The sequence below is a fragment of the Sphaerobacter sp. genome (assembly GCF_019683595.1).
Classification (GTDB): Bacteria; Chloroflexota; Chloroflexia; order Thermomicrobiales; family Thermomicrobiaceae; genus Sphaerobacter.
In genome coordinates, this window is record NZ_JADGHZ010000130.1 from 1 (window position 1) to 9,872 (window position 9,872).

Sequence of the window (9,872 nt, forward strand, 5' to 3'; positions counted from 1 at the left end):
CGCGACGCAGCTCGCGATCGCCGCGATCCTCCTGGCGCCGGTCGCCATACTCTTCGGCGACGTCACCGCAACGCACCTTACCCCCGCGAATGCCGCGGCCTGGATCACGCTCGGCCTATTCCCGACCGGGGTTGCGTACATCCTCTACTACCGCCTCATCGCCGGGGTGGGCGCGACGCGTGCGTCCTATTCCACCTACATCATCCCGATCGTCGGGGTGACGTGGGGCTGGCTGCTGCTGGACGAAGCGCTGGGGCTCGACGCGCTCCTCGGCATCGCGGTGATCTTCCTCGGCCTCGCCATCGCCAGCGGTCGCCCCCGCACTGCGGCGCAGCCCGCGCCCGCCCCACGGGCACGCGAGACGCGGGGCTAGCGAACCGCGCGGCAGCGCGGCGGATTCGGCTGCACCGTAGTTCGTGGACGGGGCCGAAGTTGGGACGCGAGGTGGGTGGCGCCAAGGATCCGGCACCCCGGGCACGCGCCGAGCGGGCAGAACCCAGCGGAGGGGTGTGAATCCCATCTCAGCCCGCTTCAGCGCAACCGCACAGCGGCCTCACGGCTGTCGGCGCTTCTCCATGAGGCCGAGCCCGGTCCGGCGCGCGTCGCGCCGAGGAACCGGGTCTCCGGATCTATGGGAGCGTGAGGATCTCCGGGCCGTTGTCGGTGATGGCGACGGTGTGCTCGAACTGGGCGGCGAGGCTGCCGTCCAGAGTGACCACGGTCCACTGGTCGTCGAGCGTGCGCCATTCAGGGGCGCCCGCCGAGATCATCGGCTCGATCGTCAGCACGAGGCCCGGGCGGAGAACCGGCCCTTGCCCCGGCTTGCCGTAGTGCGGCAGCAGCGGGTCCTCGTGGAGCTTTCGTCCGATGCCATGCCCGTACAAGTCGCGGATCACGGAGAAGCCGTTGCTCTCGACGTGCTGCTGAATGGCGGCGGAGATATCGGTCAGGCGATGGCCGGCGCGGGCCTGGGCGATGCCGATCTCCAGCGATTCGCGGCAGACATCGAGCAGCCGCTGCGCCTCGGGGTCGATCTGCCCGACCGGCACGGTGATGGTCGCGTCGCCGTAGTAGCCACGGTAGCGGGCACCGACGTCGATGCTGATGATGTCGCCCTCCTGCAAGCGCCGCGGGCCGGGGATGCCATGCACGACCTCTTCGTTGATCGACGCGCAGATCGTAGCGGGGAAGCCGCGGTAGCCCTTGTACGCCGGGGTCGCGCCCGCGTTCCGTATGTACCGCTCCGCAATCTCATCGAGCTCCGCCGTCGTCACCCCTGGGCGAACCGCCTCCGCGACGAGCGCCAGCGTGTCGGCGACGATCTTTCCGGCCGCACGCATCGCCGCGATCTGCTCCCGCTGCTTCAAGACCATCCGCACTCTCGCAACCCTCGTCAGCCGGCGGGACCACGATCCCGCCCCACGCCATGACCCGGTCAACCCAACCATTCTATCACGGTCCATTTCCGCCTCGGCTTGGATCACATCCAAGCAGGAGGCTCGCGCGTAAGCGTCCTGAAGGGCGCGAGCCTCGCGCGAAGTTGGGAGCTCGGGCGGCGGCGCCCCGCCGGGCCTGATATCGAGAGGGGATCACTGGATGAAACGCGCCGTGGTAGCTCTGGCGTTGGGAACCCTCCTGGCCCTTCTGGCCTTCGCGCCGGTCGGTGCCCAGGACGAGATCACGGTCACGATGAACGCGCAGAACGACTCCGGTGAGTCAGGGACAGCCACCCTGACCGCCATGGGAGATCAGACGCGGGTAGTGCTGAACCTGACCGGCGCGCCGGCAGGGCCGCAGCCCGCCCATATTCACATGGGCACCTGCGCCAACCTCAATCCGCAGCCCGAGTACCCGCTGACCAACGTTGAGAACGGGCAGTCGGAGACGGTGGTGCCGGTGGCGCTGGCGAGCTTGATGAACGGGAACTTCGCCATCAACGTGCACCGGTCCCCGGAGGAAGTCCAGGTCTACGTCTCGTGCGGCGACATTCCGGCCGCGGCCCAGGTCGCGCCGACGACCGGCAACCCCCGGACGGGGATGTCCGGCTCGCTGGCGGCTGGTGTGGCGCTCCTCGGCGTCGTCGTCATCGGCGGTGGCGTTCTGATGCGCCGCCAGGCGACGCGGTAATCAGGTAGGTACGTGCGAGGCGGGCGCGCCGATCGGCGCGCCCGTCGAAAAGAGAAGGAACGTATGGCTAGAGGTCTGGAGACCTTGCGTCTGACGCGACGCCGCGCGTTCGGTCTGCTGCTCGTCCCGATCGGCCTCGGTGTTGCCGCGTGCGGCGGCGGCTCGGCCGGCAACACGTCTGCAGCAGGCAGCGCGACGACGCCGACCGTACCGGCCACAGCGACGACCGAGCCGACGGCGGCGCCAGCCCCGACCGCGACCGCAGCGCCGACCGAGGACACGTCGTCCGCGGCCACCCCGGCGCCGGAGCCGACCGAGACGGCACCGGACGTGGTCGCTGTCCAGGTTGTGGACTTTGCCTTCGACCCGCCGACTATCACCATCCCTGTCGGAACGACGGTCGAGTGGACGAACGCCGGCCCCACCCAGCACAACGTCGTCAGCAAGGACCGCATCTGGGAATCGCCGATCCTGGAGGCAGGCGGGACCTTCCGGTTCACGTTCGAAGAGCCAGGAACGTACGCGTACTGGTGTACGCTCCACCCAACCATGCTGGGCTCCGTCACCGTTCAGTGACGCCAATCACTCCTCCAATTCCCCCGGTGGCCGGCGATGGAGAACCATCGCCGGTCGCCGTTTGTGCGGGCCACGCGGTCGCTGCCCCTCCATTACTGGGACCATGGCACGTCCGACGGTGGGCGCCGCTGGTGACGGAATCGGCGTCGTCACGTACAATCCCACGGAGAAACGGAGGGCGCCGTACCGACTACCGGTGCGGCGGGTGACCCAGAAGTGGAGAGGTGGGCGGAGGCGATATGGTGCGACTGTTCGGACGACGGCGAACGGCGGAGCCGTACCGGCATGTCCGCGAACGTCCGACGACGCCCGGTGCCTGGCTCATCACCCTACGCTCGGTGCCGCGCCACTTCAAGGCGCTCCGCGAGGCTATCGAGTCGACGGGCGACGCGCACGTCTGGTTCGGCGAGGAGCTGACCTACATCCGCGGCAAGGGCGTGTGCACCTTCCGGGTCGAGGTGACCGGGTTCACCTGGCTGGAGGCGCTCTACCGGCGCTGGGCGGAGCTGGAGCGCGCTGATGCCTTCCCCTTCGACATCGACCTCTATCTCCACAACACCCAGTGGGCCGCCAGCCTGCGTGAGAGCACGCCGGAACAGATCGAGGAGATCATCCGGTCCAACGCTCCGACCTACCAGCCCGCCGTCGACGGCGCCTAGCGCGGCCCGCCCTCACACGATCCCGCCCAGCAGCGGGAGCAGAAGCACCTCCGCGCGCTTTGCCACCTCATCGCGCAGGCGCTCGGTCGTGACCACCCGGACCAGGCGCCGGTGCTCCTCGTAGCGCTTGAGGTCGTCGTCGCTGAGCCCGACGGCCTCGGCCCACGGCATCAGCGGCCGGAACCCGAGCGGCGGACGGCTGAACCAGACCCAGACATCGGTCCGCCAGCGCTCCGGCTTCGGGATGTCGATCAGCACCTCGTGCGGCTCCACCGTGGTGCCCAGAGCGTCCGCGAGCGCGGCGGCCATGCCCATTTCCACCGCGCGGCGCCGTGCCGGGTCGGCGTACAGGCTGTTCAGGTAGCGATAGAGATCCGCCGAGCGCGCGCTCACCTCCACGGCCCGCTTGTGCAGGCGACGTGACCGGAGGCTGTCGACCAGCGCCCGCGTCGTGGCGGGCATCTCAGGCCGCGAGAGCACCTCCAGCAGGGAGGCATCGTCGTGGAGCGTCAATTGCTGCGGCGTGATCGCCCCCACCGCGAGCGCATCCTGCACCGCGCGCAGCAGCATGACCATGCAGGCGCGGTTGGTATGGTGCCAGTAGACGTTGTCGAACATCTCCTGGCGCGCGGTGATCAGCGAGTGGAGCGGGCTCACCCCCTTCTCGTTGACGACGATCCGCGGCCGGCCGTCGACCTCGGCGACCCGCAGCGCGTCGAGCAGGCGCGGGGTGTCGACCCCGCCGTAGGGCACGTTGCAGTGCTTCGCGTCGCGCGGCAGGTAGTCGAGCTTGTCGACGTCGAGCGCGCCGCTCAAGAGCCCGCGGAGCAGCCGGTCGCCGGGCGGCAGGTCGCCCCGCGGGTCGATCAGATTCGCGACGCGAGCGGGGTCGACGCGCCACTGCTCGACGAGGACGGTGGCCACTTCGCTGTCCTCGATCACGCGCCGCCCGACCTCCTCGTGCGAGAGGATGGGTGGCCCCAGTTCCTCGATGGCGTGGCTGAACGGGTAGTGGCCGATGTCGTGGAGCAGCGCCGCCGCGATCGCCGTGCGTGCCGTCTCGTCGTCGATCGCCACGCACGCGGGCGCGACGCGCCGGACCGCGGCCACCGCCTGGCGCATGAGGTGGAAGACGCCCAGGGAGTGCTCGAACCGGGTGTGCTTGGCGCCCGGCCAGACCTTGCTGACGAAGCCGAGTTGTTGGATCCGGTCGAGCCGGAGAAAGGCCGGCGTCTCGATCAGCGCCACGTCTGCGGCCGTCAACGGGATGCGGTCGTAGAGGCTATCGCGGATCGTCGTCACCCACTCGTGGCCGCCGAGCCCGTCCATCACGTGCCCTCTCGTTCCGTGCATCCCGTACCGTCGTTGCCTCGCATTGTACCCGAACATCAGTTCGCATTCACATCCCCCGGCGGACGTTCAGGTGAACATGCTACACTGCTCGGTTGGGCGGCACCGCTCGTGCCGCAGCGATCAGTTTGGGGAGGATCGAGGGATGCCCGTATTTCGCAGCGGGATGCTCGCGCTCGCGGGAAACGAGCGAATCCAACGCATCGTGACCCGCAACGGTTTCTCGAAGGGCTTCGCCCTGCGCTTTGTGGCCGGCGAGACGCTGGCCGACGCCTTGGCGGTCACCCGGAACCTCAACGAGAGCGGACTCACCGTGACGCTCGACCTGCTGGGCGAGAATGTCACGTCGGAGGACGAGGCCCGGGCCGCCGCCGATGCGTACTGCCAGATTCTGGACCAGATCGCCGAGACCGGCGTCAACAGCAACATCTCGATCAAGCTGACGATGCTCGGGCTCGACATCTCCGATGACCTGGCACGCGCCAACACCGCGAAGGTGCTGGAGCACGCCAAGGCGCGCAATAACTTCGTGCGGATCGACATGGAAGGCTCCCCATACACGCAGCGCACCCTCGACCTCGCCTACGATCTGCACGAGCAATTCCCCGGCACCGTCGGTATCGTGCTCCAGTCGTATCTCTACCGCACCGACCGGGACATCCGCGACGCGATCGCGGCGGGCATCCGCGTTCGCCTGGTCAAGGGTGCGTATGCCGAGTCGGACATGGTCGCCTACCCCTCCAAGAAGGAGGTCGATGCGGCCTATCGGCGACACATGGAGATGCTGCTGGAGGAGGGGAACTACCCAGCGCTGGCGACCCAGGACGAGGCGATGATCAACGCGGCGATCGCCTACGCCGCGCGCAACAAGATCAGCCCCGATCGGTTCGAATTCCAGATGCTGTACGGCATCCGGCGCGACCTGCAACTCCGCCTGGCGCGGCAGGGCTACAACATGCGGGTCTACGTACCCTACGGCACGCAGTGGTACCCCTACTTCGCGCGCCGGTTGGCAGAGCGCCCGGCCAACACCTTCTTCGTCCTGCGCAACCTGCTGAAGCGGTAGGGCTCCAAGGCCCTCACCCCCTGACCCCCTCTCCCAACTTTGGGAGAGGGGGAACGCTCTACGTGACGAGCGTTCCGAATGGGAGTCGGAGTGAGGGCCGGCTCTTACATCTCCTCCGGCGGCGGGGTGCCGATCGGCACCATGTAGATGCGTACGCCGGCCCGGACGAGGCGGTTGAGCATCCGCACCCGGGTCTCGTAGCCGATCCGCCCCATGGGCACCAGCATCGGTACCCCGTGGTGGTCGGCCTTCGCCTTGATCCACCAGCGGAACTGCCGGTCGCTCATCTGGCGGACGGTGATGTTGATCGTGCCGGTCCCCTGGTCGTTGGGGATGACCACGTAGATGCGGTCCAGATCCTCAATCGTGATCTCAGGCTGTACCATCCGCCGCAGTTCCTCCTCCAGGTCGCTTACTTCCCGCCCGGGTGCGCCGTGTGGCCGTGACCGGCACGGACCACCCGTTCCTCATCGCCCGCGGCATCGTGCTCCCGCCGGGCGCGGCGCCAGCGAATCGCCGCGGGGATGAACACCAAAGCGCTCAGCCCGACCGCCAGCCCGATCAGCACCGGCATGTGGAGCGACGACGGGATGTACCGCTCGACGATCCGGTCATCGACGATCATACGCGCCGCCGTCACCGTCAGCACCCCGACGCCGATGAGGATCAGCCACGGCATGCGGTTCATCAGCCGGGCAATGAGGCTGCTGCCGAACAGGAGGAGCGGCATTGAGAGCCCCAGGCCGAACAGCAGCAACGCGATGCTCCCATGGGCTGCGCCGCCGACGGCCAGGATATTGTCCAGGCTCATGACCGCGTCGGCCACGATGATCGTCCTGACGCTGTCGAACAGCGTGTCCTGCGCCTCGACGTGCAGCTCGTCGTCCTTCATCTCGTCCCGAAGCAGCTTGTAGGCGATCCAGGTCAGGAGCACGCCCCCCGCCGCCTGCAGGAACGGCACGACCAGCAGGAAGACCGCCAGTGCGGTGAAGAGAACGCGGAGACCGATGGCGCCGGCACCACCAAGAATGATCGCCCAGCGGCGCTGCCGCGGGGGCAATCGGTGCGATGCCATCCCGATCACCAGTGCGTTGTCGCCGCTCAGGACGAGGTCGATGACGACGATGGACAGGATGCTTACGAGCAGGTTCCAGTTCATACGCTCTCGTCGCTAGCCAACGGGTTGGCAACGTCCCCAAACCGGGGGCGTGGACACATCCTACCCGGCGTGGGACATCCTTCCCCGCCAGCGTACGGTGTGCATCTTATCACGCGCCCTGTGCGGCCGCGGCCGGTGGGCGCACGCCCCGGTCCTCCTTCGCAGATCCTGTGCTATCATCGCCCGCGTCCGCGCCGAGCATTCAGGCACCGCTACGATCGGCCGTTGCTGGTTGATGAACGAAGGAGCATGCCCGTGATTCCGATCGACCGGATCCAGGTCACGCCCGAGTTGGACGCCTGGCTGCGCGAGACGCGCCGCTACCTCCACATGAACCCGGAGCTGTCGCTCCAGGAGACGAACACCGCCCGCTTCGTCGCCGGGCACCTGCGCGAGCTGGGAATCGAGCACCGCACCGGCGTCGGTGGTGACGGCCGTTCACTCTTTATGTCACGTGAGGCGCTGGCCGCCGCGGGGGTCGAGCCGGGCCCGACGACCGGCGGCACGGGCGTCGTGGCGCTGATCCACGGCCGGCGGCCGGGGAAAACGGTCCTCCTGCGCGCCGATATGGATGCGCTGCCGATCGAGGAGCAGAACGACGTCCCCTACCGCTCGACGCGCCCCGGTGTGATGCACGCCTGCGGCCACGACGTGCACACCACCATCCTCCTCGGTGTCGCGGAGGTGCTCAACGGCCTGCGCGACGAGTTCGACGGCACCGTCAAGCTGATGTTCCAGCCGGCAGAGGAGGGACCGGGCGGCGCGGCGGCCATGATCCACGACGGCGTGCTGGACGATCCCCCGGTCGACGCGGCGATCGCCCTCCACGTCGGCGTCGACTGCGATCCCGGCCAGATTGCGGTGTCGCCCGGACCGGCGACGGCCGCGGCCGATACCGTGAAGATCGAGGTGACCGGCCGCGGCGGCCACGCGGCGGCACCCCACAACGCGGTCGACAGCGTCGTCGTCGCCGCGCACATCCTCATCGCGCTGCAGACGATCGTGAGCCGCGAGGTCAACCCGCTGGAGTCGGCCGTGGTGACCTTCGGCGCCCTCCACAGCGGCTCTGCCAACAATGTCATCCCGCAGACGGCCGTGCTCGAAGGGACGGTACGCACCTACTCCGCCGCCGTGCGGGACCACATCGAGCGGCGGATTGCGGAGATCGCCTCGGGCGTGGCAAGCGCCATGCGAGCCGAAGCGACGACGACGTATCTCCGCGGGTACCCGCCCATGTACAACGATCCGACCGTGACCGAGATCGTGCGGTCAGCGGCTGCCGAAGTGCTAGGTGCTGAGAACGTGCTCGACCGCACGCCATTGATGGCCGGGGAGGACATGGCCTTTATCGCCGAGCGGGTGCCGACCTGCATGTTCGGGCTCGGCGTCCGCAACACGGAGCGGGGCATTATCTACCCACCCCACCATCCGCGCTTCGACGCCGACGAGGATGCGCTGGCGGTCGGCGTCAAGACCATGGTGGCCGCTGCGTTGCGCTTCCTGGGAAGCTAGCGTCCGAACCGGGGCGAGCCGGGTCCGTCGCGACACCGCGCTTCGCCCCGCATCAGTCCAACCGAACGGCCCAACCGCGGGAGGAACCCGATGAGCCAGACGCGCTTCCGTCATGCCCGGCCGGGCCGGTCCCGGCTCGCCGCAACCGCGCTGCTGCTGGCGCTCATGCTCGCCACCGCCTGCGGGAGTTCGAGCGCGACCGCGACCACCGAGGCCGTGGCATCGCTTCCCACGGTCACCGAGGCGACGACAGAGCCGACACCCACCACTCCGGCAACCCCGGAGGCGACCCCGACCGCCACGGAGGCCGCGGCACCCGAGCCGACGGCAGCCCCGGCCGGGCCCGTCGGCTGGACGGTCGAAACGTTCGTTTCCGGGCTGGAGATCCCGTGGGAGATGCGCTTCCTGCCCGACGGCCGCATCTTCGTCACCGAGCGGCCGGGACGCGTCCGCGTGATCGAGGACGGCCAACTGCGGCCGGAGCCGGTGGCGACCATCCCCGACGTGGCGCCGATCGGCGAGGGCGGGCTGCTCGGGATGGCGCTCCACCCCGACTTCGCCAACAACCACTGGATCTACGTCTACTACACCTATCCGTCCGGCGGCGGTGTCGCCAATAAGGTCGTCCGCTACACGGAGACGAACAACACCCTGGTCGATCCGGTGGTCATCCTGGACGGCATCCCGGGCGCGCAGATCCACGACGGCGGGCGAATTGCCTTCGGCCCCGACGGCAAGCTCTACATCACCGCCGGTGACGCGTCGCAACCGGATCTGGCGCAGGATACGAACGCGCTCGCGGGCAAGATCCTGCGGGTCAACGACGACGGCTCCATCCCGCCGGACAACCCCTTCCCCGGCTCGCCGGTGTACTCCTACGGTCACCGCAACCCGGAGGGCCTGGCCTGGCAGCCCGGTACCAACGCGCTCTACGCCACTGAGCACGGGCCGTCGGCACACGATGAGGTGAACCTGATCCAGCCCGGCGCCAACTACGGCTGGCCGATCATGCAGGGGAACGAAGGCCCCAACAACGGCTATACGCTGCCGGTGATTGAGAGTGGCAGCGACACCTGGGCGCCGTCCGGCGCCACCTTCGTCCAGGGGAGCACCTTCCCGCAGTGGACCGGTAGCCTGCTCTACGCCTCCTTGCGGGGGACCACCCTCTGGCGACTGGACATCCCCGGCGGCGGCAACCCGCCCAATCTGGAGGCGATCATCTCCGGGGACTACGGGCGCCTGCGCAACGTAGTCGAGGGGCCGGATGGTTACCTCTACATCCTGACCAGCAACCGGGACGGCCGGGGCAACCCCACGCCCGACGACGACCGCATCCTCCGCATCGTGCCGCAGCAGTAGCGGCGCACGCGGCGACCGCCGCCGCGGGGGGTGGGCCCCCGCGGCCGGGGGGGAGTTTAAAAAA

The 9,872-nt window shown here is 68.7% G+C and carries 11 protein-coding genes; 7 read left to right on the plus strand and 4 right to left on the minus strand.

Annotated features, from left to right (window positions below):
* Positions 1 to 373 (plus strand): DMT family transporter (locus IRZ30_RS12585; protein WP_294085614.1); only part of this gene is annotated, 373 nt, incomplete at its 5' end.
* Between the two features lie 256 nt (positions 374 to 629).
* Here IRZ30_RS12585 and map read toward each other — a convergent pair.
* A complete protein-coding gene (gene map / locus IRZ30_RS12590; RefSeq protein WP_294085630.1) occupies positions 630 to 1,373 on the minus strand; it encodes a type I methionyl aminopeptidase in 744 nt (247 codons plus the stop codon).
* A gap of 223 nt (positions 1,374 to 1,596) precedes the next feature.
* Between map and IRZ30_RS12595 the strand changes: the two genes are divergently transcribed.
* From IRZ30_RS12595 to IRZ30_RS12605, 3 genes are all read left to right on the plus strand, one after another.
* Positions 1,597 to 2,127 (plus strand): hypothetical protein, encoded by a 531-nt coding sequence (locus IRZ30_RS12595; RefSeq protein ID WP_294085616.1) that lies wholly within the window; start codon positions 1,597 to 1,599, stop codon positions 2,125 to 2,127.
* Between the two features lie 63 nt (positions 2,128 to 2,190).
* Positions 2,191 to 2,703: a cupredoxin family copper-binding protein gene (locus IRZ30_RS12600; protein ID WP_294085618.1), complete on the plus strand. Its 513-nt coding sequence runs from the start codon at positions 2,191 to 2,193 to the stop codon at positions 2,701 to 2,703.
* A gap of 239 nt (positions 2,704 to 2,942) precedes the next feature.
* A complete protein-coding gene (locus IRZ30_RS12605) occupies positions 2,943 to 3,362 on the plus strand; it encodes a hypothetical protein (RefSeq protein ID WP_294085619.1) in 420 nt (139 codons plus the stop codon).
* Positions 3,363 to 3,374: 12 nt separating this feature from the next.
* On the opposite strand, the gene IRZ30_RS12610 is transcribed toward IRZ30_RS12605, so the two are convergent.
* Positions 3,375 to 4,691: an HD domain-containing protein gene (locus IRZ30_RS12610; protein WP_294085631.1), complete on the minus strand. Its 1,317-nt coding sequence runs from the start codon at positions 4,689 to 4,691 to the stop codon at positions 3,375 to 3,377.
* Positions 4,692 to 4,857: 166 nt separating this feature from the next.
* Between IRZ30_RS12610 and IRZ30_RS12615 the strand changes: the two genes are divergently transcribed.
* Positions 4,858 to 5,778: a proline dehydrogenase family protein gene (locus IRZ30_RS12615; RefSeq protein WP_294085621.1), complete on the plus strand. Its 921-nt coding sequence runs from the start codon at positions 4,858 to 4,860 to the stop codon at positions 5,776 to 5,778.
* A gap of 104 nt (positions 5,779 to 5,882) precedes the next feature.
* On the opposite strand, the gene IRZ30_RS12620 is transcribed toward IRZ30_RS12615, so the two are convergent.
* Together IRZ30_RS12620 and IRZ30_RS12625 are read right to left on the minus strand one after the other, a co-directional pair.
* Positions 5,883 to 6,164 carry a hypothetical protein gene (locus tag IRZ30_RS12620; RefSeq protein WP_294085623.1) on the minus strand — a complete coding sequence of 94 codons (282 nt, stop codon included), beginning with the start codon at positions 6,162 to 6,164 and terminating at the stop codon, positions 5,883 to 5,885.
* A gap of 26 nt (positions 6,165 to 6,190) precedes the next feature.
* Positions 6,191 to 6,937, minus strand: coding sequence for a TerC family protein (locus IRZ30_RS12625; protein ID WP_294085625.1), 747 nt, complete (start codon positions 6,935 to 6,937; stop codon positions 6,191 to 6,193).
* A gap of 249 nt (positions 6,938 to 7,186) precedes the next feature.
* Between IRZ30_RS12625 and IRZ30_RS12630 the strand changes: the two genes are divergently transcribed.
* Both IRZ30_RS12630 and IRZ30_RS12635 read left to right on the plus strand, forming a co-directional pair.
* Positions 7,187 to 8,449 (plus strand): M20 family metallopeptidase, encoded by a 1,263-nt coding sequence (locus IRZ30_RS12630; RefSeq protein ID WP_294085626.1) that lies wholly within the window; start codon positions 7,187 to 7,189, stop codon positions 8,447 to 8,449.
* Between the two features lie 90 nt (positions 8,450 to 8,539).
* Complete coding sequence (locus IRZ30_RS12635) at positions 8,540 to 9,808, plus strand: sorbosone dehydrogenase family protein (protein WP_294085628.1); 1,269 nt, start codon at positions 8,540 to 8,542, stop codon at positions 9,806 to 9,808.
* The last annotated feature ends 64 nt before the right edge of the window (positions 9,809 to 9,872 follow it).